The organism is Agrobacterium sp. DE0009 (genome assembly GCF_007680755.1).
GTDB classification, from domain to species: Bacteria; Pseudomonadota; Alphaproteobacteria; order Rhizobiales; family Rhizobiaceae; genus Agrobacterium; species Agrobacterium tumefaciens_B.
In genome coordinates, this window is the sequence record NZ_VEIU01000001.1 from 1,823,967 (window position 1) to 1,847,304 (window position 23,338).

Sequence of the window (23,338 nt, forward strand, 5' to 3'; positions counted from 1 at the left end):
TAGCATTTAGCTTTCAAACACCCGTTGAAGCGGCTGCATCCGCAGTCCCGGGCATGCCTGGCGTAAGGCCGCAACATAAGCGTGCATGCACATTAACCTTAGATTGATTTTTGTAAAAAAGAAGCTACATTTCAGCAGTATTCTATGGTAAATAAATTGTTAACCATTAATATATTTTAATATTTCCAACAAAAGAACTTTTCAGGGCGTGATATTATGCTGGGTACTGAAAGCTCGTCGTCGGCTGCTTTTTACGGGGCAGCCAATTCTACATTAGCGACTTTTGAACTGACACCGACGCAGCCTTCCTTTGAAAAAGGCATCTCGGCGTCTAAGCGCAGTCAGTTCGCGCTGAAAAGAATGATGGACATAGCGGGGGCAACCATTGCCCTTGTCGCGCTCGCCCCCGTGTTGATCACGGTAGCAGCGCTGGTGAAACTGGATAGCAAAGGACCGGTCCTGTTTTCACAGGTGCGTTGGGGCATGAACGGACGGAAGATCCGTGTCTATAAATTCCGCTCCATGAAAAGCGATCTGTGTGATGCGACCGGTGTAGCGCAAACGGTTAAAGACGATCCCCGCGTTACCCGCGTCGGCGCTATTCTTCGCCGCACCAATATTGATGAACTGCCGCAGCTTCTGAATGTGCTGAAGGGCGATATGTCCCTGGTCGGGCCGCGTTGCCATGCCATCGGGATGCTGGCCGCAGGACGCCTCTACGAAGAACTGGTTCCGCACTATCACATGCGGCACCGGGTGCGGCCGGGCATTACCGGCCTTGCGCAGATGCGAGGTTTGCGCGGCCCGACGGACCGCAGCGACAAGGCGCGCGCCCGGATCGTCTCAGATCTTTATTACGTCGAGAATTTTTCGATTTGGCTGGATATCAAGATCATGGTCGGCACCGTGATATCCGAGGTGCGCGGCGGCAAGGGCTTCTGATTCTCACGTCCGCCGCTTCGATTGCCCTTGCGTCGTCTCGACGGTGTTGCAATCGCCCTCAAGACAAACAAGGCCGGAACATCATAACGATGCTCCGGCCTTTAATGTATAAGCCCGGCAGCGCTGCCGGGCTTTCATCATGCAACCATGAAGACAATCAGTTCATCGGTGCGGGCGGCGCATTCGGATCCGGAAGCGGCGCAGGGCTTGCAGATAGCGAGCGCAGATAAGCGATGAGGTCGGCTCTTTCCGTTTCCTTCTTCACGCCTGCAAAGCCCATGGCCGTGCCGGGAACATGTTTCTTCGGAGCTTCCAGGAAGTAGTTGAGGTGATCGTAATCCCAGTGGACGGAGCCGCCCTTGGAAAAATCCTTCATCGCTGCGGAGTAGCTGAAACCTTCGTGGCTGGCGATCGGCCGGTTGACGACATCGAAGAGATTGGGGCCGACCTTGTTTGGACCACCACTCTCTCCGGTATGACAGCTCGTACACTTCTTGAAGACCGCCTCGCCCTTGGCGGCGTCGGCGCTCGCAAGCAGTTTTGCAATTGGCGTCGCGGCTGCCGCAGCTTCTCCGCCACCGGCTTCGCCACCGCTTTCGGCGGCAACAATAGCGAAACCTTCCTTCTCGGGCGCAGGTGCATGGAAAATGCCCTCAGAGGCAATCGACACCGACATCAGAACGAAAACCGTGCCCAGCAACGCCCCAACGCCCATATTAACATAAGAATTCATCTATATGCGCTCCCTCGCATCCGCTCCATATAACCGGGCATCTTGAAATTGCTCGAAAGCTATGGCTTTTGCACAGCCTGCGCAACTTGAATAATGTTCCCCACACCGTGACGTTTTGACACTTTTCGGTCGGGATTTGAAGGGTGTCGGATGAAGAATCGGGAATTCGAGAAAGCTGTCGTCCTCATACCGGCGCGGATGGCATCCACGCGCCTGCCTGGCAAGCCGCTCGCCGACATCGGCGGCAAGCCGATGATCGTGCAGGTGGCACTGCGCGCGCGGGAAGCAGGCGCGGAACGAATCGTTGTTGCCGTTGATGACGAACAGGTGTTTTCCGCCGTTCAAAGTGCCGGTTTCGACGTGATGATGACGCGCGACGACCATCAATCCGGTTCGGACCGGATTTTCGAAGCGCTGCAAAAGGCCGATCCCTACGGCAAGGCCGACTATGTCATCAATGTCCAGGGTGACCTCCCGACCATCGAGGCGGAAACAATTCGCGCCTCGCTGCGCCCACTGGAAAATTCCGCCGTCGACATTGCGACGCTGACGGTCGAAATCACCGATGAACAGGAAAAGACCAATCCCAACGTCGTGAAGGTCGTCGGCAGCCCGCTTTCCGATACGAGACTGCGCGCGCTTTATTTTACCCGCACCACCGCGCCCTATGGCGATGGCCCGCTTTATCATCACATCGGTCTCTACACCTACCGCCGTGCAGCGCTGGAGACATTCGTAAGCCTGCCGCCTTCCCCTCTGGAAAAGCGCGAACGGCTGGAGCAGCTGCGGGCACTCGAGGCCGGCATGCGCATCGATGCGGAAATCGTCCACTCCGTACCGCTCGGCGTCGACACGCCGCATGACCTCGAAAAAGCCCGCAAAATTCTCGCAAGCAGAACCCATTAACGGACAGTTTTCATGAGCCTGATCACCAATCGTATTGCCTTCCAGGGCGAATTCGGCGCGAATTCCGACATGGCCTGCCGCGACATGTTTCCGGACATGGAACCTCTGCCGTGCCCGACATTCGAGGATGCCTTCAACGCCATCGAAAACGGCGAAGCTGACCTCGGCATGATCCCGATCGAAAACACGCTCGCCGGCCGGGTGGCGGATATTCACCATCTGCTGCCCGAATCACGCCTGCACATCATCGGCGAATATTTCATGCCGATCCGTTTTCAGCTGATGGTGATGCCGGGCGTGACGAAGGACGAAATCCGCACCGTGCACAGCCATATCCATGCGCTTGGCCAGTGCCGCAAGATCATTCGTTCCAACGGTTGGAAGCCTGTCATCGCCGGCGATACCGCGGGTTCGGCAAGGCTCGTTTCCGAAACGGGCGACCGAAGCATGGCAGCCCTTGCGCCGCGCCTTGCCGCCAGCCTCTACGGCCTCGATATTCTCGCCGAGAATGTCGAGGATTCCGAGAACAACGTCACTCGATTCGTGGTGCTGTCGCGCGATGAAAACTGGGCGAAGCGCCAGACGAGCGACGAGATTCTCGTCACGACCTTTGTCTTCAACGTCCGCAACATTCCCGCCGCGCTTTACAAAGCCATGGGCGGTTTCGCGACCAATGGCATCAACATGACCAAGCTTGAGAGCTATCAGCTGGGCGGCAAGTTTGTGGCGACGCAGTTTTATGCCGACATCGAGGGGCATCCCGAAGACGAATCCGTGCGGCACGCGCTGGATGAACTGCGCTTCTTTTCCGAGAAGGTCCGCATTCTCGGAGTTTACAAGGGTCACCCCATGCGCGGCAAGCTCAACCAGAGCTGAGCCCGCCACAAGCCGTTAGGTCACTTTGGCCACTCCACCCAATCGCGCATCAGCCGATGCGCGATTGCGCCGATCGGCGGAGCCGACAAACCTTCCCCCGCCGGTGCGTCCAGCATCTTCGCCACCTCTTCCCGTGTGAACCAGCGGCAATCCTCAAGCTCTATTTCGTCGCGCGCAATTTCGGATGAGAGCGCCTCGGCATAACAGCCGATCATCAACGTGTGCGGCATCGGCCATGGCTGGGACGCGTGGTAGCGAACACGACCGACGTCGACGCCCGATTCCTCATGCGTTTCCCGGCGCACGGCCTGTTCGATCGTCTCTCCCGGCTCAACGAAACCGGCGAGGCATGAATACATGCCCGGCGCAAAATGCGCGCCGCGGCCAAGCAGGCAAAGATCGCGCTCGATGTCGATCGTCATCATGATGACGACGGGATCGGTGCGGGGAAAAATCGTGTGGTTGCAAGCCGAACAGATGCGCTTATAGCCGCCGATCCGCAGCTCCATGGTGCCGCCGCATCGTCCGCAGAAACGATTGTCGCCGTTCCAGTGCGTCAGGCTGACGGCTTGGGCCACCTCGCTCAATAACTCTTCATCCAGCAGCTGATCGCGGTAAAGTGTGCGGGCATCGGCCAGCTTGTAGTGGCTTGCCAGCTGGTCCTCCGCGATGGCAACAGGCACCGCAATACGTGGTTCGCCGGTTTCGCGATAGCCGAGCAGCACGGCATTGTCGAAATCCGGCTGCAACTCTGCCAGTTCATAGGCGGCAAACAGGGGGTCGATCACCTGCTCGTCATGCTTGAGGACCAGCCGGTTACCTGAAAAGGCGAAAATATGGGTGCCGTCGACTTTCAGCGCCTCGGCAACGCACTCCTCGGTGCGCTTTTCGGCGAAACGGTCGAGAGCATTTTTGGAAAAGGCCGTCAGCAGGCTTGCTTCGGGATGGGGTGCCGTGGTTTCGAAAATTTTCATTGATATCATCAGAGCGCGCCGGAGATTTTTTTCATGAGGCTTTCCTTTTCGCCCGCCGCATACGGTACCGCCGTTCCGTGACCCCAGATGGGACCGGGCCAGCAGGTGTCGCCTTCATTGCGGGCGATAATGTGGACATGCAGCTGCCGGACGATATTGCCCAAAGCGCCGACATTAATCTTGGTGGCTCCGGTGATGTCCTTCAAGGCGGATGCGACGAGATTGGTCTCGAATGTCAGCACGGCCTGATCGAGCGGAGTGAGATCGAACAATTCGCTGACGCCATCCCGCTGCGGCACCAGCACCAGCCAGGGCCAGCGACTGTCGTTTTGCAAGCGCAGCTCGCAAAGACCCAAACGTGTCACAAGCACGCTGTCGCGCGCCAGTCTTTCGTCCAGCTGGAATGTCTCCAAGGCGTCCTCCATGTTTGTTTTCATCGTGATAGCAGTTTTTTGAAGGCTTGGCTTGCATTTGCTGTCGATATTGCCGATATGTGGCCCCGGGAGGTTGGTGGTGGACGAGCCACTCGCCAACCGGGTCAGGTCCGGAAGGAAGCAGCCCTAACGAGCCCGGCACGGGTCGCCGTGCCAGCCTCCCACCTTTTTTAAATGCCGTGCTCAGCTTTCGCCGGGCCAGTTCCGCGCCCCAAGATAACTGGCAAAACAAACTGGCGAGGCAATGAGCGACACCGTACCCACCACATCGAGCGAATCCCAGGTCGGGACCGGCTACCGGGTACTGGCACGCAAATATCGCCCGAAGGATTTTTCCGATCTGATGGTCGGCCAGGAGCCGATGGTCCGCACGCTGACCAATGCGTTTGAGACCGGACGTATCGCGCAGGCCTATATGCTGACGGGCGTTCGCGGTGTGGGCAAAACCACCACGGCCCGCATTCTCGCCCGTGCGCTGAACTACAAGACCGACACCATCGACAAGCCGACCATCGATCTGCGCATTCCCGGCGAACATTGCCAGGCGATCATGGAAGGCCGGCATGTCGACGTGATCGAGATGGACGCCGCCTCCCATACGGGTATCGACGATATTCGCGAGATTATCGAGCAGGTGCGCTATCGCCCGGTCTCGGCGCGTTACAAGGTCTATATCATCGACGAAGTACACATGCTCTCGACGCAGGCTTTCAACGGTCTTTTGAAGACCCTGGAAGAGCCGCCGGAGCATGTGAAGTTCATCTTCGCGACAACGGAAATCCGCAAGGTTCCGATCACGGTTCTGTCACGCTGTCAGCGATTCGATCTGCGCCGTATCAGCGCTGCTGATCTCGTCGGGCTGTTTACCGCCATTGCCGGCAAGGAAGGCTTCGAGGCCGATCCGCAGGCTCTATCCATGATTGCGCGTGCGGCCGAAGGTTCCGCCCGCGACGGCCTGTCGCTGCTCGATCAGGCGATTGCCCATGGCGGCGGCCGTGTGGAGGCGGAAACAGTGCGCGGCATGCTGGGTCTTGCCGACCGTGCGCGCATCGTCGATCTTTTCCAGCATGTCGTGAAGGGTGATGTTGCCGCTGCCCTTGCGGAATTCAACGGGCAATATGAGGCCGGCGCGAACCCCGTCGTCGTGTTGAACGACCTTGCCGACTTCACCCACCTCGTCACTCGGATGAAATATGTGCCTGATGCGGCGGAAGACCCCTCGCTCTCCGAAGTGGAGCGCGTGCGGGGCGCGGAGTTTGCCGACACCATCGCCGTGACGGCGCTGTCGCGCATCTGGCAGATGCTGCTGAAGGGAATTCCGGAAACGGAAAACGCTTCTCGCCCCGCCGGTGCTGCCGAGATGGTGCTGATCCGACTTTCGCATGCCGCCAATCTACCCGCACCTGAGGATGCGGCACGTCGCCTGCTCGAACTTTCGAATGGCGATGGCGGCGGTTATGCCAATGGCGCGCCTTCAGGCGGCGGCAATGGTGGTGGCGCGCGCGCCTATTCGTCGGCGCAGACCGTGGCAGCCGGAAGACCTGCAGAATTTGCCGCCCCGAGGCAGGCCGGTCCGCAGCCATCCACGATGCTGCGCGCCGTTCCAGATAGCCGGCCGCAGGAGATGCAGGTCGCTTCCCCGAAAACCGAAGAGAGACCGGAGCCGAAAGTTCCCGTTAACTCGCTGCAGGATATAGCCGATCTCTGCCAGAAAAACCGCGATCCGGTCATGCGGGCGAAGGTTCGCAACTTCGTGCGGCTGGTGCGGCTGGAGCCCGGCCGGCTTGATATGCGCCTTGGCGAGGGCGCACCCGGCTCACTTCCCGGCGAACTGGGCGTTAAGCTGAAGGAATGGACCGGCATCCACTGGATCGTCAGCCTCAGCAAGGACCAGGGCGAGCCGACGCTTGTCGAAGCCGAAGGCAACGCCCGCGATGCGCGTCTCGTCGATGCACGGCAGGACCCCGACGTCGCCGCGATTCTGGCGCAGTTTCCGGGTGCTAAAATCACCGACGTGCGCATCCGCGCCGCGTTGCAGGATGAGGCGGAGGATATCACCCCGCCATCGGTTGCCGAATCGAGCGAAGGCGACATCCTTCCCGGCGACGACATCGAGTTTTAAACAAGAAGAACAGGAGATTGGCATATGCGCGACATCATGGGCATGATGGGCAAGGTCAAGGAAATGCAGTCCAAGATGGAGAAGGTGCAGGAAGAAATTGCTGCGCTTGAAATCGAAGGACGTGCTGGCGGCGGTCTGGTGACCGTTATCCTGAATGGCAAGGGCGAAATGCGTGGTCTGAAGATCGATCCGTCGCTACTCAAGGAAGACGAAGTCGAAATCCTCGAAGACCTCATCGTTGCGGCCCACAAGGACGCGAAGGGTAAGGGCGAGGCGCAGGCCCAGGAAAAGATGGCTGGCCTGACCGCCGGTCTGCCGCTGCCGCCCGGCATGAAGCTGCCATTCTGATTTGATGATCTGTCCGCCATTCCGGCCTTCAGCCGGTTTGGCGGACACCTATTTTCAGACTTCCAGCATCGCCCGGAACCGGCTTGCCAGCGGTGTTTCGCGATAGGCCGCACGTTCCGACACGCTCAGCCGCAATGGACGAAATCGTTGCAAAATGGTTGGTATCGCCAGCTTCGTTCCCTGATAGGCTTCAAAGGCGATCTCCTCCCCGGCAGCGAGCATTCCACCGCTCAATACCCGGCAATAAAAACCCGGATGGCCCGCATGCCGGAAGCGAGGCGCGAAATCGGGATCGCCGATCCGAGCCGACAGCGTGGCGCAGGGAATGCGCGCGGCGGTCACTTCCAGCACGACTTCATTTGCCTTGAACCTGTCGCCAACGTGCAGCTTTGCGCTGTCGACATCATCGATGACCAGATTTTCGCCGAAAAAACCCGGTTCAACCGCATAGCCCAGAAAATGGGACCAGAAGTCGAGATCGGCCGAACCCATGACGTAGATCGCCTGGTCCGGCCCGCCGTGGTGTTTGCGATTGCAAACGGCGTCGCTGACGATGCCCTGGGCATCGACCATCACCGGCCCCTGCACCGCGTGCTTGAAGATACCCGTCTTCGTCGTCTTTCCCGGCAGGCTTGTCGCCTCGCCCCGGCACACCGCCCCTATTTTCATGGACTGCCCTTCGCGCTTCATGATTCCCGTTTCCTAATTTATGCAGTAGAAAGCGCTCATGGCAAAACGAGTCACTGGTCCCGAAATCGAAAAACTGATCCAGCTTCTGGCAAAAGTGCCGGGGCTTGGCCCCCGCTCGGCGCGCCGGGCGGCGTTGCATCTCATCAAGAAGAAGGAACAGCTTCTCGGGCCTTTGGGACATGCCATGGGCGAAGCCTATGATAAGGTAAAGATCTGCTCCTGCTGCGGCAATGTCGACACGATCGATCCCTGCACCGTCTGCACCGACGACCGGCGCGATCAGTCGGTCATCATCGTGGTGGAAGACGTGTCGGATTTGTGGGCGCTGGAGCGGACAGGCGCGATGAACACGGCCTATCATGTTCTGGGTGGCACGCTGTCGCCGCTGGACGGCGTTGGGCCGGAGGACCTGAACATCAAGGGCCTGATCGACCGTGTGAGCGCTGGCGGCATTCGCGAACTCATCATCGCCGTCAATGCGACAGTGGAAGGGCAGGCAACCGCTCATTACATCACCGACCGCCTCTCCGGTCTCGACATCAAGATCACCCGGCTTGCGCACGGCGTGCCGGTGGGCGGCGAACTTGACTATCTCGATGAGGGGACATTGACGGCGGCGCTTCGGGCGCGCACGACAATCTAAAGCGCCCCTCCCTCCCCGTCATTCAAAGAGGAGACCGAATGCGAAACCGTTTTGCCACGAAGGCACTGGCTGGCCTTCTTTCCGTTTTTTCAGCAACGACGGCGTTGGCGCAATCGGCACCGACAGGAGCTGCGGCAGCCCGATATGATGTCGAATTTCATGCCTGGCTGAAAAAAGAGATCTGGCCGGAAGCCCGCAAGGCCGGCATTTCGCAAAAGACGCTTGAGGCCACGCTCAGCGGTCTGTCCATCAGCTGGAACCTGCCCGATCTCGTCATTCCGGGCCAAAAACCGCCGAAGGAACAGAGCCAGAGTCAGGCGGAATTTTCCTCGCCAGGCGCCTATTTCTCCGAAAAGCGGCTACAGGGGCTAGCAGCCACCGGGCGTTCGCTTGCCTCCACCCACGCGGCGACGCTACGCCGGATAGAGGCCAAATATGGTGTGCCCGGCGATATCGTCGTTGCCATATGGGGCCGCGAATCCGGTTTCGGTCGGGCAAAACTTCCCCATTCGGTGATCGATGTCTTGGCCACGAAAGCCTATATGTCCACCCGCAAGGAGATGTTCCGTGCCGAGCTTATCGATGCGCTGAAGATCGTCGAAAGCGGTGATATCGCTGCCTCGCGCATGATGGGTTCCTGGGCCGGTGCGCTCGGCCAGCCGCAATTCATGCCGTCGAGCTATCTGAAATATGCCGTGGACTTCGATGGCGACGGTCATCGCGATATCTGGAATTCAGTGCCGGATGCATTGGCATCCATAGCGAACTATCTTTCTGCGCGCGGCTGGCAACGCGGTCGTGACTGGGGTTTCGAAGTCTCCATCCCGGCCAATGTCTCCTGCGCGCAGGAAGGCCCCGACCTCGCCCGGCCGGTGGCCGACTGGGCGAAGATGGGCATTACCAGCATCTCCGGAAAAGCCTTTCCTGCCAATGACCTGACTGCCGACGGCATGATGCTGGTGCCTGCCGGGAGACACGGGCCGGAATTCGTGGTGACACCGAATTTCTACGTCATCAAGGAATATAACAATTCCGATCTCTACGCCCTTTTCATCGGCAATCTCGCCGACCGCATCGCCCATGGCGCAGGACCATTCAAGGGGGAATGGGGCAATGTCGGCTCTATGCTGCGCTCGGATGTCCTCACCATGCAGAAGGCGCTGGTCGCCAAGGGTTACGATGTGGGAAAGGCGGACGGGCTGGCCGGTTTCAAGACGCGTCGCTCACTCGGCGACTGGCAGGCGAAAAACGGCTTGGCCCCAACGTGTTTTCCAGACGCCACGCTGAAGACGAAGCTGAAGTAGCGGTTGCTGGCAACGTGTGAAAACCTCTCCCCCGTCATGCTCGCGCCCGTCCCGAGCATCTGCAACCGATTGATTGAACGATAGGTGTTTGGATCCTCGGGACAGGCCCGAGGATGACGGGAGAGTGCGGGAAGGGCATCGCCACTCACTTAACATCGTCACTCAATGCTGATCGGTGTGCGGCTTGTGAAAGATGTCGTCGGTCGGTGGAATGGTCTGCCGCTCGATCATCCGATGCACCCGGGGGCGCGTCTTGCCGCGGTGAAGCTCGAGCAGCCGGTCCCAGGCTTCCGCATCCGCCTGGGTGCGGCGGTGGTTATGGCGGACATATTCCACCCAAGTCGGCACATGGTAACTTTCCGTCCAGATATCAGGGTTTTCGAGATCGCGCATCAGGTTCCAGTTGCGGGCGCCATCGCGGATACGGATACGGCGACGCTCCGCCATCAGCGGCAGGAATTCACCAAGGTCTTCGTCGTGGATTTCATAGTCGATAAGGATGGCGATGGGACCACTGCGCGGCTTGATATCGAGCCTGAGCGGCGGCTCCACGAACCGGTTGAGCGGATCGAGATTGAGCGAGGCGAAGGCCGGCATGGCAAGTTTGAAACCCACGACAACGCCGAGCAGCATCAGGAGACAGGAGCCCAGCAGGGAATAGGAAATGCCGTAGTCCTCGGCAAGTTCACCCCATAGCCAGCTGCCGACGGCGATACCGCCGAAGGTCAGCGTCTGGTAAAGCGAAAGCGCCCGGCCCACCACCCAGCGCGGCGTGGAAAGCTGAACGATGGTGTTGAAGAGCGACAACGCCAGAACCCAGCAGGCGCCGGCGATCGTCAGCACCAGGGACGTGATGATGGCATTGGTGCTGATTGCAGTCACTCCGGCACTGAAAGCAAAGCCGAGAAAAGCCACGCGAACGATCCATTCGCTCGACATGACCTCCCGCAGGCGCGCGCTGACCAGCGCGCCGCCGATGGCACCAACGCCGAATGCACCCAGCATGACGCCGTAAGTCAAGGGGCCGCCCTCCACCAGATCGCGGGCGACGATGGGCATCAGGGCAAGGATGGCGCTGGCGGAAAGGCCGAAAAGGAAGCCTCGCACCAGCACCTTGCCGATGTTGGGCGACATCGCCACATAACGCATGCCAGCCGAGATGGCCGCCAGCAGCTGCTCACGCGGCAGGCTCGAGGCATATTTCGGCGGCTGCCAGCGAAACAGGGCGTAGATGAGCGTGAAGTAGCTCAGCGCATTGACAAAAAATGCGGCGGCGGCACCGGCGGCCGCGACGATGATACCGCCAATGGCCGGTCCGACGCTGCGGGTAATGTTGAAGCCGACGCTGTTCAACGTCACCGCAGCCGGCAAATCCTCGCGCGGCACCATTTCGCCGACGGACGCCTGCCACGATGGATTGTTGAGCGCGGTGCCGCAACCGATCATGAAGGTGAAGAACAGCAGCAGCCAGGGCGTGAGCCATCCCGACCAGGCAAAGACGGTGAGCAGCACGGAGGCCGTCAGCATCAGTATCTGCGCCGAAATCATGATGCGTCGGCGGTCGAAACTGTCGGCGAGCGCGCCTGAAATCAGCGAGAACAGCATGATCGGCAGCGAGGTGGAGGCCTGCACCAGCGCGATCATGTTTTCCGAACTCGACAGCGAGGTCATCATCCAGGCCGCACCCACGGCCTGGATCAGCCCGCCGAAATTCGAGGCGATGCTCGCAAACCAGATTCGTCTGTAGGTCAAATGCCTTAAAGGCGCGAGTGGCGATTTACGGTCAGGCACGATCTGTCCACTTGATGCAACTGCGATTTATCAAACGGCAACTATAGACAGTGCCGAAAATCAATCCACCCCCTGCGCCATCGTCGGGGTGAAAATGTGACGATTGCCTCCAGTGTCGTCGATTTTGGCGAAAACCTTGCAATCCTGCCCCGATAGGTCTATATGACCCCTGAAATTCTTGATCGCTTGATGAAGAGTGGGGCCGCAAGGCTCCGCTCTTTTTCGTTAGGCGAGCCGGAAACGGCGGGCGCATCGCCCGATGAAAAAGAGAGACCGGAAGGCCATATGGCAGACACCGCACATGAACCGCGACTGATAACCGAAACCGGCATCGACCAGCGTATTGCCGAAATCATCGAGCCTGTTCTGGCAGGTATGGGCTATGTTCTGGTACGCGTGCGGCTTTCCAACCAGAACGGCATGACCCTGCAGGTGATGGCGGAGCGGGAAGACGGCACGATGACCGTTGAGGACTGTGAAGCCATCTCCATGGCCATTTCACCGGTTCTTGATGTGGAAGATCCCGTCGATAAGGCGTATCATCTCGAAGTTTCCTCGCCCGGCATCGACCGGCCGATGGTTCGCAAATCGGATTTCACCCGCTGGCAGGGCCATCTGGTGAAGGTCGAAACCTCCATTCTGGTCGAGAACCGCAAGCGGTTTCGCGGCAAGATCGTTGAGGTTGATGCTGACGGTTTCAAGCTGGAACGCGACCAGATCGCTTATGGCGAAGAGCCGACGGTCATCGTTCCGTTCACTGCGCTTTCGGATGCGAAGCTCATTCTGACGGACGACCTTATTCGTGATGCGCTGCGGGCAGACAAGGCGGCCAAGGCCGCTGCCGCAAACCAGAACGACGAAAACGAAGCAGACGAAGACTAATTCCAACGTAAAGCCCGGAAACGGGCGATCCCCGCAATTATGCGACTTACGGAGATATAAAAATGGCAGTGAGTGCTAACCGGCTTGAGCTTCTGCAGATCGCCGATGCTGTGGCGCGCGAAAAGGTCATTGACCGCGAAATCGTGCTTGCCGCAATGGCCGACGCTATCCAGAAAGCCGCCCGCTCGCGCTATGGTTCGGAGACCAACATCCGCGCCGACATCAACTCCAAGACCGGCGAAATCCGCCTGCAGCGTCTTCTGGAAGTTGTCGAGGCCGCTGAGGACTATTCGACCCAGATCCCGCTGGAGCTGGCCCGCGACCGCAACCCGGACGCCAAGCTCGGCGATTTCATTGCCGACCCACTGCCGCCGATGGATTTCGGGCGTATTGCCGCCCAGTCCGCCAAGCAGGTGATCGTCCAGAAGGTGCGTGAAGCCGAGCGTGACCGCCAGTATGACGAGTTCAAGGACCGCATCGGCGAGATCGTCAACGGCACCGTCAAGCGCGTCGAATACGGCAATGTCATCGTCGATCTCGGCCGTGGCGAAGGCATTATCCGTCGTGATGAGATGATCCCGCGCGAAAACATGCGTTACGGTGATCGCGTGCGCGCCTACGTCTATGACGTTCGCCGCGAACAGCGTGGCCCGCAGATTTTCCTGTCGCGTACCCATCCGCAGTTCATGGTGAAGCTGTTCACCATGGAAGTTCCGGAAATTTACGACGGCATCATCCAGATCAAGTCGGTTGCGCGTGACCCCGGTTCGCGCGCCAAGATCGCCGTTATCTCGAACGACAGCTCGATCGACCCGGTCGGCGCCTGCGTCGGTATGCGCGGTTCGCGCGTGCAGGCCGTTGTCGGCGAATTGCAGGGCGAGAAGATCGACATCATTCCGTGGAGCCAGGAGCCGGCGTCCTTCATCGTCAACGCCCTGCAGCCGGCGGAAGTCGCCAAGGTCGTTCTGGATGAAGAATCCGAGCGTATCGAAGTGGTTGTTCCCGACGAGCAGCTGTCTCTCGCCATCGGCCGCCGCGGTCAGAACGTGCGTCTGGCATCGCAGCTGACCGGCTGGGATATCGACATCATGACCGAGCAGGAAGAATCCGAGCGTCGCCAGAAGGAATTCAACGAGCGCACGGCCCTCTTCATGGAAGCGCTCGACGTCGACGAAATGGTCGGCCAGGTTCTGGCTTCGGAAGGCTTCGCGCAGGTTGAAGAACTCGCCTATGTCGATCTCGACGAAATCTCGTCGATCGATGGCTTCGATGAAGACACCGCCGATGAAATCCAGACCCGCGCCCGCGAATATCTGGAACGCCTGGAAGCCGAAATGGATGCCAAGCGCAAGGAACTCGGCGTTTCCGACGAGCTGCGCCAGATCGACGGCCTGACCTCGCAGATGATGGTTGCGCTCGGCGAAGACGGCATCAAGACCATCGAAGACTTCGCCGGCTGTGCAGCGGACGATCTCGTTGGCTGGAGCGAGCGCAAGGATGGCGAGACGAAGAAGTTCGAAGGCATCTTCTCCAAGCTCGATGTTTCGCGCGTCGAAGCCGAGAACATGGTGGTGCAGGCTCGCCTTCTGGCAGGCTGGATCACCGCCGAAGAGCTCGCTTCCGAACAGGACGCCGATGCGGAAGCTGCCGAGGAGGCGGATACCGCCGAGCAGGAATGACATCGCAGGCGCATGAGCCGGACGAGCTGCCCGAGACTGACGATGACGGGCGGATCAAGGGCGACGTCAATGGACGTATGTGCATTGTGACACGGCAGAGCGGATCGCCAGATGAATTGATCCGCTTCGTCGCAGGCCCGGACGGCAATGTCGTTCCGGACCTGAAACGCCAATTGCCGGGGCGCGGTTGCTGGGTGACACCCGAGCGCGCCCTGATCGAGAAGGCCATCGCGAAGAAGCTCTTCGCGCGGGCTCTCAAACGCGACGTCAAGGCCGGGCCGGAGCTTCTCGCTCTTCTCGACCGGCTGATGGCGCAGCATGTGGCTGGTATGATGAACATGGCGCGCAAGGCGGGTCAGTTCATCAGCGGCGCGACGAAGGTCGATGCTGCTGTCCGTTCGGGACACGCGATCGCCGTGTTCCACGCAACCGATGCTGCGGCCGATGGCGTCAGAAAACTGGACCAGGCCCGCAAGGCCTGGGCACTCGGCAGCGATGCCGGCAACGAAATTCCGTCCTTCCGGCTCTTTAGCGAAGCCGAAATGGACGAGTTGATGGGCCAGAATGCTTTTATCCATGCCTGCGCGCTTGCAGGGCAGGCGGGTGAGGGTGTAGTGAAGCGCGCAACGATGCTTGAGCGGTACCGCCTTGGCGGCCAACCTCAGGCGGAACGCGACGCTGCCCGGACAGAACAATGACGCGGTCGACTGAAATGTACGGTCGCCGCGTTCCGATGCAGCAATTGAACGACGAGACCTGATGGACGTCATCCGGTTCTCGTCCGAAGGAACGGGAACGGAATGACCGACAACAACGACGACAAGACACTTAACGCACAGCCTAAGAAGACTCTCACCCTCAAGCCGGGCGGGATGAATCAGGGCACCGTGCGGCAGGATATGGGTCGAGGTCGCACGAACGCGGTTGTCGTGGAAACACGCAAGCGTCGCCCCATGCGTCCGGAAGACGAGAAGCAGGTTCATTCGCCGGTGACGCCCGCGCCGAAGCCGGCTGCTCCTGCTGCCGCCGCGCCACGTCCGCAGGCTCCGCAGCCACGCATTCACCAGCCAGGCGGCCAACAGCAGCGTCCGGGTTCGTCCCAGCCGCAGCGCCCAGGCTCGTCCGCACCGCAGCAGCGTCAGCCCGAGCGTCCGCGCGGCAACGTCCTGCACGATCTGTCGGCCGGTGAAATGGAAGCACGTCGCCGCGCGCTGATGGAAGCGCAGGCCCGCGATGTCATCGAAGCCAAGCAGCGCGCCGAAGACGAAGCACGCCGCAAGGTGGAAGAAGAACGCCGCATTGCCGCCGAGAAGGAAGAGGCAGCACGTCGTGCCGCCGAAGAGGCTGAAGCCGCCAAGGTAGCGGCAAGCCAGCCGGCCGTGGAAGCAAAGCCACAGACAACCGCGGAAAGGCCCGCTGCGGCGGCCCAGCCGGCGTCGCGTGGCGAGACCCGTCCTCAGCCCGCCGCTGCTGCACCCGGCCGCACGACGCCCGAAACCGCCGCTCCGCGCGGTCGCCGCCCGGATGGCGACGAAGAGGACGATCGCGGCGCACGCCGTGGCAACCTGCCGGTTCGCGGCAAGGTCGCAGCACCTGCGCCGGCCAAACCGGCTGCCCGCCTGAAGACAGAAGAAGAACGCCGCCGTGGCAAGCTGACCGTGACCTCGTCCAACCTGGATGAGGACGGTACGCCACGTGGCCGCTCCATGGCATCCATGCGCCGCCGGCAGGAAAAGTTCCGCCGCAGCCAGATGCAGGAGACCCGTGAAAAGGTTATGCGCGAAGTGATCCTGCCGGAAACCATCACCATTCAGGAACTGTCGCAGCGCATGTCCGAACGTGCGGTCGACGTCATCAAGTTCCTGATGAAGGAAGGCCAGATGATGAAGCCGGGCGACGTGATCGACGCCGATCTGGCCGAGCTGATCGCGGTCGAATTTGGCCACACCGTCAAGCGCGTTTCTGAATCCGACGTGGAAGAAGGCATCTTCAACCAGACGGACGACGAGGGCGAAATGGTTGCCCGTCCGCCCGTCGTCACCATCATGGGTCACGTCGACCACGGCAAGACCTCTCTGCTCGATGCCATCCGTCAGGCGAACGTCGTTGCCGGTGAAGCCGGTGGCATCACCCAGCATATCGGCGCCTATCAGGTTGAGAAGAACGGTCAGAAGATCACCTTCATCGATACGCCCGGCCACGCCGCCTTTACGGCCATGCGTGCCCGTGGTGCGCAGGCGACGGATATTGCCGTCCTCGTGGTTGCCGCAGACGACAGCGTGATGCCGCAGACGATCGAGTCCATCAACCATGCAAAGGCAGCGGGTGTCCCGATCGTCGTTGCGATCAACAAGATCGACAAGCACGAGGCCAACCCTGACAAGGTTCGCCAGCAGCTCTTGCAGCACGAAGTCTTCGTGGAATCGATGGGCGGTGAAGTTCTTGACGTCGAAGTTTCGGCCAAGAACAAGCTCAACCTCGACAAGCTGCTTGAAGCGATCCTGCTGCAGGCCGAAATCCTCGACCTCAAGGCAGACCCGAACCGCACGGCGGAAGGTACGGTCATCGAGGCCGAGCTCGACCGCGGCCGCGGTGCCGTTGCCACGGTTCTGGTTCAGAAGGGTACGCTGAAGCCCGGACAGATCATCGTTGCCGGTGATCAGTGGGGCCGTGTCCGCGCGCTTGTCAACGACAAGGGTGAACACGTCAAGGAAGCCGGCCCGGCCATGCCGGTCGAGATTCTCGGCCTTTCCGGCACGCCTTCGGCCGGCGACCGTTTCGCGGTTGTCGAAAACGAAAGCCGTGCTCGCGAGATCTCCGAGTACCGCCAGCGTCTGGCCCGTGACAAGGCTGTCGCTCGTCAGACCGGTCAGCGTGGTTCGCTGGAACAGATGATGAGCCAGCTTCAGACCTCGGGAATGAAGGAATTCCCGCTCGTCATCAAGGCAGATGTGCAGGGCTCGGTCGAAGCCATTATCGCTTCGCTGGACAAACTCGGCACCGACGAAGTTCGCGCTCGGATCGTTCATTCCGGTGCTGGCGCCATCACGGAATCGGATATCTCGCTTGCCGAGGCCTCCAACGCCGCGATCATCGGCTTCAACGTTCGCGCCAACGCACAGGCACGGACGGCGTCCGAACGCGCCGGTATCGAAATCCGCTACTACAACATCATCTACGATCTGGTGGATGACGTGAAGGCGGCGATGTCGGGCCTGCTTTCGCCGGAACGTCGCGAGACCTTCCTCGGCAATGCCGAAATCCTCGAGGTGTTCAACATCACCAAGGTCGGCAAGGTCGCGGGTTGCCGCGTCGTCGAAGGCAAGGTGGAACGTGGTGCGGGCGTGCGTCTGGTTCGCGACAACGTCGTTATCCACGAAGGCAAGCTCAAGACCCTCAAGCGCTTCAAGGACGAAGTCAACGAAGTGCCTGTTGGTCAGGAATGCGGTATGGCCTTCGAGAACTACGAAGACATCCGCGCTGGCGACACCATCGAGTGCTTCCGCGTCGAACACATCACGAGAACGCTCTAAAGCATTTCCAGGAAAAGTGGACCCCGGTTTTCCGTCCGGAAATGCGATAAAACAAAGAGTTAGCGCATTCTCGCCGCAGAACAGGACTTTACTGTCGGGCGCCGGCTTACCGGCGCTCGCTCCGTTTGAGGCATAATCAATGGCAAAAGCAACATCATCGGCCCCTTCGCAACGCATGCTGCGCGTCGGCGAACAGGTGCGCGCCGCCCTGACCCAGATTCTCCAGCGCGGCGAAGTCCGCGACGATCTGATCGAAAGCACCGTCATTTCCATTTCGGAAGTGCGCATGTCTCCCGATCTCAAGATCGCGACTGCCTACGTAACGCCGCTCGGCGTTGCCGATCACACCGACATCATCACGGCACTCAACCGCCACGCCAAGTTCATGCGCGGCCGCCTCGGCCCGCAGCTTCGGCAGATGAAATACATGCCGGAACTGCGTTTCCGCGACGATACGAGTTTCGACAACTACCAGAAGATCGACGCGCTTCTGCGCTCGCCCGAAGTGCAGCGCGATCTTGGGCCTTCAAACGAAAAAGACGACGAACAGAACTGAAGCATGTCCAAACCACGCAAACAGCAGAACCGCAAACCCAAAGGCCGTCCAATTTCGGGCTGGCTGATCCTCGACAAGCCACTCGATTTCGGCTCAACCGAGGCCGTTTCCAAGATCAAGTGGCTTTTCAACGCCCAGAAGGCCGGCCATGCCGGCACGCTCGATCCGCTCGCGTCCGGCATGCTGCCGATCGCGCTCGGTGACGCCACAAAGACCGTGCCTTACGTCATGGACGGCCGGAAGATCTACGAATTCACCGTGACCTGGGGCGAACAACGCGCGACCGACGATCTCGAAGGCGAAGTGGTCGAATCTTCCGATCATCGCCCGGACGAGCAGGCGATCCGCGATCTTCTGCCCAATTATACCGGTATGATCATGCAGACCCCGCCGCAGTTCTCCGCCATCAAGATCGCCGGCGAGCGTGCCTATGATCTGGCACGCGACGGCGAGACGGTGGAAATTCCCGCGCGTGAGGTGGAAATCCATCGCCTGACACTGCTGGCCTGCCCCGATGCCGATACAGCGCATTTCGAGGTGGAGTGCGGCAAAGGCACCTATGTGCGGGCGCTGGCACGCGACATGGGCCGCGATCTCGGCTGTTTCGGCCACATCTCGGAACTGCGCCGCACCATGGTCGCGCCCTTCGGCGAAGACATGATGGTGCCGCTAGAGACTCTCACCGCGCTGGAAGCCGTTGAAGACCGCGACGAGCGGCTGGAAGCGCTGGACGCCTATCTGATCGACACGGCGGAGGCGCTTTCCGCCCTTCCCCGCCTCATCATCAACGACGACCAGGCGCACCGGTTAAAGATGGGCAACCCTATCCTGCTGCGCGGGCGCGATGCGCCTGCCAACCATCCGGAAGCCTACGCTACGGCACATGGCAAGCTGGTCGCCATTGGCGAAATCGGCGAAGGCGAGTTTCGCCCGAAGAGGGTTTTCGGCTGAGTCGGACCGTCACGCGTTTGCCGACGCGTGGCGCAGCGCTGTCAATCGCCTCTTTCCATTGCACCCGGAATAGTTTATAGGCAGCGCCAGCTTGGGCTTTGCCTTTGCTTTTCATGGCCAGAGCTGGACGACATCCCGGCTCTAGGCGTCCCGTTTTCCTTAAAACTGAAAGGATCGTCCGATGTCGATTACTGCAGAGCGTAAAGCCGCCCTCATCAAGGAATATGCAACGAAGGAAGGCGACACCGGTTCGCCGGAAGTTCAGGTCGCTATCCTTACCGAGCGGATCAACAACCTGACCGGTCACTTCAAGGACCACAAGAAGGACAACCACTCCCGTCGTGGCCTTCTGACGCTGGTTTCGAGCCGTCGTTCGCTTCTCGATTATCTGAAGAAGAAGGACGAAGCCCGTTACTCCAAGCTGATCGGTGCTCTCGGCATTCGCCGCTAATAACTTCTCCGGCGGGTTTCGCAACGATGCCCGCCGGTTTTTGTATCCGGTCTTTTGAGGCCGCATAAATTTCCGGGCGTTTGCCGCTGATGTGGCCCCCGGACGATAAGGGCGACCCGGATGGGCCGGCGCCGCCTTTTTCAACCGCAGACCTGTCATGGGGCAGGATTGCCGGATGCTTGCTCGTCGAAAGCCTCCCGCTGTCTTGCCCGTGATTGAGTCACTGCGCTGCCACCGCCGGCACGATGCCGGAGCGGCAGCCACAACCAAGGACGAGATATGTTCAATCAACACTCCGTGGAAATCGAATGGGCAGGCCGCCCGCTGAAGCTCGAGACCGGCAAGGTCGCCCGTCAGGCTGATGGCGCCGTCATCGCAACCTACGGCGAGACCATGGTTCTCGCGACTGTGGTTTCCGCAAAGTCTCCGAAGCCGGGCCAGGATTTCTTCCCGCTGACCGTCAACTATCAGGAGAAGACCTACGCTGCCGGCAAGATCCCCGGTGGCTACTTCAAGCGTGAGGGACGTCCGAGCGAAAACGAAACGCTGGTGTCGCGCCTGATCGACCGCCCGATCCGTCCGCTCTTCCCTGAAGGCTACAAGAACGACACGCAGGTTGTCGTCACCGTGATCCAGCACGATCTGGAAAACAACCCTGACATTCTCTCCATGATCGCCACATCCGCAGCGCTGACGCTTTCCGGCGTTCCCTTCATGGGCCCGGTCGGCGGCGCACGCGTTGGCTACATCAACGGAGAATACGTTCTGAACCCGCATCTCGACGAGATGGATGAATCGGTCCTGGACCTCGTTGTCGCCGGCACACAGGACGCCGTCCTGATGGTGGAATCGGAAGCCAAGGAACTGAACGAAGACGTCATGCTCGGCGCGGTCATGTTCGGTCACCGCGGTTTCCAGCCGGTTATCGACGCTATCATCAAGCTCGCGGAAGTTGCCGCCAAGGAGCCGCGCGAGTTCGAACCGGAAGATTTTTCCACGCTCGAAAACGAGATGCTCGCCCTTGCGGAAGCTGAACTGCGCGACGCTTACAAAATCACAGAGAAGGCCTCCCGCTACGCCGCCGTCGACGCCGTCAAGGCGAAGGTAAAGGCGCACTTCCTGCCGGAAGAAGGCGAAGCCAAGTACACGCCGGAAGAAATCGGCGCCGTCTTCAAGCACCTTCAGGCCAAGATCGTTCGCTGGAACGTTCTCGACACCAAGAGCCGCATCGACGGCCGTGACCTGTCGACCGTTCGCCCAATCGTTTCCGAAGTCGGCATCCTGCCCCGCACCCACGGCTCGGCGCTCTTCACCCGCGGTGAAACCCAGGCGATCGTTGTTGCGACCCTCGGCACCGGCGAAGACGAACAGTATGTCGACAGCCTCACCGGCATGTACAAGGAACGCTTCCTGCTGCATTACAACTTCCCGCCCTACTCGGTCGGCGAAACTGGCCGCATGGGTTCCCCGGGCCGTCGCGAAATCGGCCACGGCAAGCTCGCATGGCGCGCGATCCGTCCGATGCTGCCGACTGCCGAACAATTCCCCTACACGCTGCGCGTCGTTTCCGAAATCACCGAATCCAACGGCTCCTCGTCGATGGCAACGGTTTGCGGCACCTCGCTTGCACTGATGGACGCAGGTGTTCCGCTTGCCAAGCCGGTTGCGGGCATCGCCATGGGCCTGATCCTCGAAGGTGACCGTTTCGCGGTTCTCTCCGACATTCTCGGTGACGAAGACCACCTCGGCGACATGGACTTCAAGGTTGCAGGTACCGCCGACGGCATTACCTCGCTGCAGATGGACATCAAGATCGCCGGTATCACCGAAGAGATCATGAAGATCGCTCTGGAGCAGGCACAAGGTGGCCGCAAGCACATTCTCGGCGAAATGGCCAATGCCATCACCGAGAGCCGCGGCCAGCTCGGCGAATTTGCGCCGCGCATCGAAGTGATGAACATTCCGGTCGACAAGATCCGTGAAGTCATCGGCTCCGGCGGCAAGGTCATTCGCGAAATCGTCGAAAAGACGGGTGCGAAGATCAACATCGAGGACGACGGCACCGTCAAGATCGCTTCTTCTTCCGGCAAGGAAATCGAAGCGGCTCGTAAGTGGATTCACTCCATCGTTGCGGAACCGGAAGTCGGCGCGATCTACGAAGGCACGGTTGTCAAGACCGCCGACTTCGGCGCTTTCGTCAACTTCTTCGGCGCCCGTGACGGCCTCGTCCACATTTCGCAGCTCGCTTCCGAGCGCGTTGCCAAGACTTCCGACGTCGTCAAGGAAGGCGACAAGGTCTGGGTCAAGCTGATGGGCTTCGACGAGCGTGGCAAGGTTCGCCTGTCCATGAAGGTTGTCGACCAGGAAAGCGGCAAGGAAATCGTTGCCGACAAGAAGAAGGAAGACGGTGAAGCCGCTGCCGAATAAGGCCGCGCCACCAGACCCTATCGAGGCGCGGGTTTTACCCGCGCCTTTTTTCTATTCCATCTTGAGGACGCTCCCATGAGCCGCGACGCTGTTAAAACCCTGTTCCACCCTTTTGCTGCAGAAATGCTCGACATGCCGAAACAGGGCGAACGCGTTCTGTTTCTGGGAGCGGAGGCGGGTCCGCGACTTGAGGGCTTCAATGCGGAGATCGTCGCGGTTCAGCATCTTCGCCCGCTCTATCGCGCCTTGCAGGCGCAGGGCGGTAACGTCACGCCGGATATTTCCGGTGAGGATTACGATGCGGCATTGCTGCTGTGTGGCAAACATCGCGGTGAGAACGAAAATCGCGTCGCCGAAGCATTGTCACGCGTGAAGGCCGGCGGGCTGATCGTTGCAGCCGGCTCCAAGGAGGACGGCATCGTCACGTTGCGCAAGACGCTGGCAAAACTCGGCATCGAAGCGGAATCGACGCCGAAATATCATGGCGTTGCCCTCTGGTTCAGGCGCCCGGAAGATGCCTCCGCCATTGTGGCAAAACTCGCGCAGAAGCCGGTGACGGTGGAAGGTCGCTTCACCGCCCTGCCCGGCATGTTCTCCCATGACCGCGTGGATGATGGCTCGGAACTGCTCGCATCGCGTCTGCCGACTGATTTTGACGGCAATGCAGCCGATTTCGGTGCTGGCTGGGGCTATCTCTCCATCATGCTGGCCGAGAAGTCGCCGCGAACGGCGCGCATCGATCTGTTCGAAGCCGACTGGAACGCGCTGGAATACGCCAAGACCAATCTTCTCGAGAACAATCCGCGGCTGACGACACGCTTCTTCTGGCAGGATTTGGCCAATGAGCCGCCGAAGGAGAAATACGATCTCATTATCATGAATCCGCCATTCCATGCAGCCGGACAGGCGGCGGAACCGGCGCTTGGCCAAGCCTTCATCAAGGCCGCAGCAGGGGCGCTGCGCAGCGGCGGCAAGCTGCTGATGGTCGCCAATCGCGGCCTGCCCTATGAGCCGGTTCTGGCCGCCGAATTCCGCACGACTGCCGAAGTGTGCCGCAACGCCCGCTTCAAGATTCTGAGCGCCCAGAAGTAATCAA

At 60.1% G+C, this 23,338-nt stretch carries 21 protein-coding genes and 1 other RNA gene; 17 read left to right on the forward strand and 5 right to left on the reverse strand.

Annotation, left to right across the window (positions count from 1 at the left end; all coding sequences use genetic code 11):
• Nucleotides 1-216 precede the first annotated feature (216 nt).
• Nucleotides 217-942, forward strand: a complete 726-nt coding sequence (locus FS804_RS09240) for a sugar transferase (RefSeq protein ID WP_144576247.1) — start codon at nucleotides 217-219, stop codon at nucleotides 940-942.
• A gap of 157 nt (nucleotides 943-1,099) precedes the next feature.
• Here FS804_RS09240 and FS804_RS09245 read toward each other — a convergent pair whose 3' ends face one another.
• A complete protein-coding gene (locus FS804_RS09245) occupies nucleotides 1,100-1,675 on the reverse strand; it encodes a cytochrome c family protein (protein ID WP_063949343.1) in 576 nt (191 codons plus the stop codon).
• Between the two features lie 150 nt (nucleotides 1,676-1,825).
• Between FS804_RS09245 and FS804_RS09250 the strand changes: the two genes are divergently transcribed.
• On the forward strand, nucleotides 1,826-2,581 hold the full coding sequence (locus FS804_RS09250) for a 3-deoxy-manno-octulosonate cytidylyltransferase (protein WP_144576248.1): 756 nt from the start codon (nucleotides 1,826-1,828) through the stop codon (nucleotides 2,579-2,581).
• Nucleotides 2,582-2,593: 12 nt separating this feature from the next.
• Complete coding sequence (locus FS804_RS09255; protein WP_063949341.1) at nucleotides 2,594-3,457, forward strand: prephenate dehydratase; 864 nt, start codon at nucleotides 2,594-2,596, stop codon at nucleotides 3,455-3,457.
• Between the two features lie 20 nt (nucleotides 3,458-3,477).
• On the opposite strand, the gene nudC is transcribed toward FS804_RS09255, so the two are convergent.
• The gene (gene nudC / locus FS804_RS09260; protein WP_144576249.1) at nucleotides 3,478-4,440 is read right to left on the reverse strand and encodes an NAD(+) diphosphatase; all 963 of its coding nucleotides are present in this window, start codon (nucleotides 4,438-4,440) and stop codon (nucleotides 3,478-3,480) included.
• On the reverse strand, nucleotides 4,440-4,868 hold the full coding sequence (locus FS804_RS09265; RefSeq protein WP_063949788.1) for an HIT domain-containing protein: 429 nt from the start codon (nucleotides 4,866-4,868) through the stop codon (nucleotides 4,440-4,442). Before FS804_RS09265 ends, nudC begins: the two co-directional genes overlap by 1 nt.
• A gap of 65 nt (nucleotides 4,869-4,933) precedes the next feature.
• Between FS804_RS09265 and ffs the strand changes: the two genes are divergently transcribed.
• The 3 genes from ffs to FS804_RS09280 all read left to right on the forward strand — a co-directional run bounded on the left by ffs (nucleotide 4,934) and on the right by FS804_RS09280 (nucleotide 7,335).
• An RNA gene (gene ffs / locus FS804_RS09270) (signal recognition particle sRNA small type) lies at nucleotides 4,934-5,030 on the forward strand.
• Nucleotides 5,031-5,109: 79 nt separating this feature from the next.
• Nucleotides 5,110-6,987, forward strand: coding sequence for a DNA polymerase III subunit gamma/tau (locus tag FS804_RS09275; RefSeq protein ID WP_144576250.1), 1,878 nt, complete (start codon nucleotides 5,110-5,112; stop codon nucleotides 6,985-6,987).
• A 24-nt stretch (nucleotides 6,988-7,011) separates the two neighbouring features.
• On the forward strand, nucleotides 7,012-7,335 hold the full coding sequence (locus FS804_RS09280; RefSeq protein ID WP_063949339.1) for a YbaB/EbfC family nucleoid-associated protein: 324 nt from the start codon (nucleotides 7,012-7,014) through the stop codon (nucleotides 7,333-7,335).
• 54 nt (nucleotides 7,336-7,389) lie between these two features.
• Here the strand turns inward: FS804_RS09280 and FS804_RS09285 are convergent, their stop codons facing one another.
• Entirely contained in the window at nucleotides 7,390-8,025 is a 636-nt protein-coding gene (locus FS804_RS09285; RefSeq protein WP_186376717.1) for an MOSC domain-containing protein, read from the reverse strand.
• Nucleotides 8,026-8,062: 37 nt separating this feature from the next.
• On the opposite strand from FS804_RS09285, the gene recR reads away from it, so the two are divergent.
• Together recR and FS804_RS09295 are read left to right on the forward strand one after the other, a co-directional pair.
• Nucleotides 8,063-8,668: a recombination mediator RecR gene (gene recR / locus FS804_RS09290; RefSeq protein ID WP_003524309.1), complete on the forward strand. Its 606-nt coding sequence runs from the start codon at nucleotides 8,063-8,065 to the stop codon at nucleotides 8,666-8,668.
• A gap of 38 nt (nucleotides 8,669-8,706) precedes the next feature.
• The gene (locus tag FS804_RS09295) at nucleotides 8,707-9,972 is read left to right on the forward strand and encodes a lytic murein transglycosylase (protein ID WP_144576251.1); all 1,266 of its coding nucleotides are present in this window, start codon (nucleotides 8,707-8,709) and stop codon (nucleotides 9,970-9,972) included.
• A gap of 162 nt (nucleotides 9,973-10,134) precedes the next feature.
• Here the strand turns inward: FS804_RS09295 and FS804_RS09300 are convergent, their stop codons facing one another.
• Nucleotides 10,135-11,763, reverse strand: coding sequence for an MFS transporter (locus FS804_RS09300; protein ID WP_063949335.1), 1,629 nt, complete (start codon nucleotides 11,761-11,763; stop codon nucleotides 10,135-10,137).
• A gap of 285 nt (nucleotides 11,764-12,048) precedes the next feature.
• Between FS804_RS09300 and rimP the strand changes: the two genes are divergently transcribed.
• The 9 genes from rimP (at nucleotide 12,049) to FS804_RS09345 (ending at nucleotide 23,334) form a co-directional block, all read left to right on the forward strand.
• Nucleotides 12,049-12,645 carry a ribosome maturation factor RimP gene (rimP, locus tag FS804_RS09305; RefSeq protein WP_144576252.1) on the forward strand — a complete coding sequence of 199 codons (597 nt, stop codon included), beginning with the start codon at nucleotides 12,049-12,051 and terminating at the stop codon, nucleotides 12,643-12,645.
• Nucleotides 12,646-12,707: 62 nt separating this feature from the next.
• Entirely contained in the window at nucleotides 12,708-14,324 is a 1,617-nt protein-coding gene (gene nusA / locus FS804_RS09310; RefSeq protein ID WP_144576253.1) for a transcription termination factor NusA, read from the forward strand.
• A complete protein-coding gene (locus FS804_RS09315; protein ID WP_144576254.1) occupies nucleotides 14,321-15,022 on the forward strand; it encodes an RNA-binding protein in 702 nt (233 codons plus the stop codon). Before nusA ends, FS804_RS09315 begins: the two co-directional genes overlap by 4 nt.
• A 102-nt stretch (nucleotides 15,023-15,124) precedes the next feature.
• Complete coding sequence (gene infB, locus FS804_RS09320; protein ID WP_063949332.1) at nucleotides 15,125-17,857, forward strand: translation initiation factor IF-2; 2,733 nt, start codon at nucleotides 15,125-15,127, stop codon at nucleotides 17,855-17,857.
• A 139-nt stretch (nucleotides 17,858-17,996) separates the two neighbouring features.
• Nucleotides 17,997-18,413: a 30S ribosome-binding factor RbfA gene (rbfA, locus tag FS804_RS09325; protein WP_004439055.1), complete on the forward strand. Its 417-nt coding sequence runs from the start codon at nucleotides 17,997-17,999 to the stop codon at nucleotides 18,411-18,413.
• Nucleotides 18,414-18,416: 3 nt separating this feature from the next.
• Nucleotides 18,417-19,364, forward strand: coding sequence for a tRNA pseudouridine(55) synthase TruB (gene truB, locus FS804_RS09330; RefSeq protein WP_063949331.1), 948 nt, complete (start codon nucleotides 18,417-18,419; stop codon nucleotides 19,362-19,364).
• 181 nt (nucleotides 19,365-19,545) lie between these two features.
• The gene (rpsO, locus tag FS804_RS09335; protein WP_003492949.1) at nucleotides 19,546-19,815 is read left to right on the forward strand and encodes a 30S ribosomal protein S15; all 270 of its coding nucleotides are present in this window, start codon (nucleotides 19,546-19,548) and stop codon (nucleotides 19,813-19,815) included.
• A gap of 279 nt (nucleotides 19,816-20,094) precedes the next feature.
• Nucleotides 20,095-22,242 carry a polyribonucleotide nucleotidyltransferase gene (gene pnp, locus FS804_RS09340; protein ID WP_144576255.1) on the forward strand — a complete coding sequence of 716 codons (2,148 nt, stop codon included), beginning with the start codon at nucleotides 20,095-20,097 and terminating at the stop codon, nucleotides 22,240-22,242.
• Nucleotides 22,243-22,317: 75 nt separating this feature from the next.
• A complete protein-coding gene (locus FS804_RS09345) occupies nucleotides 22,318-23,334 on the forward strand; it encodes a class I SAM-dependent methyltransferase (RefSeq protein WP_144576256.1) in 1,017 nt (338 codons plus the stop codon).
• The last annotated feature ends 4 nt before the right edge of the window (nucleotides 23,335-23,338 follow it).

Bases quoted from the DNA above. Each gene is read 5' to 3' on its own strand.
- FS804_RS09285 (WP_186376717.1), bottom strand. From the start codon at position 8,025: ATGAAGCGCGAAGGGCAGTCCATGAAAATAGGGGCGGTGTGCCGGGGC.
- FS804_RS09280 (WP_063949339.1), top strand. From the start codon at position 7,012: ATGCGCGACATCATGGGCATGATGGGCAAGGTCAAGGAAATGCAGTCC.
- FS804_RS09265 (WP_063949788.1), bottom strand. From the start codon at position 4,868: ATGAAAACAAACATGGAGGACGCCTTGGAGACATTCCAGCTGGACGAA.
- FS804_RS09255 (WP_063949341.1), top strand. From the start codon at position 2,594: ATGAGCCTGATCACCAATCGTATTGCCTTCCAGGGCGAATTCGGCGCG.
- FS804_RS09275 (WP_144576250.1), top strand. From the start codon at position 5,110: ATGAGCGACACCGTACCCACCACATCGAGCGAATCCCAGGTCGGGACC.
- FS804_RS09245 (WP_063949343.1), bottom strand. From the start codon at position 1,675: ATGAATTCTTATGTTAATATGGGCGTTGGGGCGTTGCTGGGCACGGTT.
- truB (WP_063949331.1), top strand. From the start codon at position 18,417: ATGTCCAAACCACGCAAACAGCAGAACCGCAAACCCAAAGGCCGTCCA.
- nudC (WP_144576249.1), bottom strand. From the start codon at position 4,440: ATGATATCAATGAAAATTTTCGAAACCACGGCACCCCATCCCGAAGCA.
- FS804_RS09240 (WP_144576247.1), top strand. From the start codon at position 217: ATGCTGGGTACTGAAAGCTCGTCGTCGGCTGCTTTTTACGGGGCAGCC.
- FS804_RS09315 (WP_144576254.1), top strand. From the start codon at position 14,321: ATGACATCGCAGGCGCATGAGCCGGACGAGCTGCCCGAGACTGACGAT.
- infB (WP_063949332.1), top strand. From the start codon at position 15,125: ATGACCGACAACAACGACGACAAGACACTTAACGCACAGCCTAAGAAG.
- pnp (WP_144576255.1), top strand. From the start codon at position 20,095: ATGTTCAATCAACACTCCGTGGAAATCGAATGGGCAGGCCGCCCGCTG.
- FS804_RS09295 (WP_144576251.1), top strand. From the start codon at position 8,707: ATGCGAAACCGTTTTGCCACGAAGGCACTGGCTGGCCTTCTTTCCGTT.
- nusA (WP_144576253.1), top strand. From the start codon at position 12,708: ATGGCAGTGAGTGCTAACCGGCTTGAGCTTCTGCAGATCGCCGATGCT.
- FS804_RS09345 (WP_144576256.1), top strand. From the start codon at position 22,318: ATGAGCCGCGACGCTGTTAAAACCCTGTTCCACCCTTTTGCTGCAGAA.
- rbfA (WP_004439055.1), top strand. From the start codon at position 17,997: ATGGCAAAAGCAACATCATCGGCCCCTTCGCAACGCATGCTGCGCGTC.
- recR (WP_003524309.1), top strand. From the start codon at position 8,063: ATGGCAAAACGAGTCACTGGTCCCGAAATCGAAAAACTGATCCAGCTT.
- FS804_RS09250 (WP_144576248.1), top strand. From the start codon at position 1,826: ATGAAGAATCGGGAATTCGAGAAAGCTGTCGTCCTCATACCGGCGCGG.
- rpsO (WP_003492949.1), top strand. From the start codon at position 19,546: ATGTCGATTACTGCAGAGCGTAAAGCCGCCCTCATCAAGGAATATGCA.
- rimP (WP_144576252.1), top strand. From the start codon at position 12,049: ATGGCAGACACCGCACATGAACCGCGACTGATAACCGAAACCGGCATC.